The 427-nt window shown below is 71.0% G+C and carries 1 protein-coding gene; it reads right to left on the bottom strand.

Translation table 11 applies throughout. From position 1 onward, the window contains the following. A partial coding sequence (locus tag G3I71_RS48210) for a histidine kinase dimerization/phospho-acceptor domain-containing protein (protein WP_164325303.1) occupies positions 1-427 on the bottom strand: 427 nt, incomplete at both ends.

Here is a 427-nt window from a genome sequence, read left to right as displayed (position 1 = left end):
CCGCTCGGAGGTCAGCGCCCCGATGTCGGTGAGGCTGATCTCGGCGGAGGCGTGTTCGGCCAGGGCGAGGTCGAGGAGGTCGTCCAGGACCTGGGTGAGGCGTTTGCCCTCCGTCCGCACGGAGGCGATCTCCTCGTTGCCCTCGGGCAGTTCGAGGGCGAGCAGCTCGATGCGCAGGAGCAGCGCGGCGAGGGGGTTGCGCAGTTGGTGGGAGGCGTCGGCGACGAACGCCCGCTGTTGTTCCAGGACCTCTTCCACGTTGTCGGCCATCTCGTTGAACGAGCGGGCGAGGCGTTGGAGTTCCGGGGGTCCGCCGGAGGCCGCGACGCGGGAGTTCATGCGACCGGTCGCGATGCCGTGGGCGGCGGCGTCCAGCGTCTGCACGGGCTTGAGGACCCAGCTGGTGAGGCGCAGGGCGGCGCCGAAG

Origin of the sequence: Streptomyces sp. SID12501 (genome assembly GCF_010550245.1) — a bacterium.
In the GTDB taxonomy this organism is placed as follows: domain Bacteria; phylum Actinomycetota; class Actinomycetes; order Streptomycetales; family Streptomycetaceae; genus Streptomyces.
The sequence above is the reverse complement of the archived record's forward strand: the minus strand, read 5'-3'. Positions and strand labels throughout refer to the sequence as shown.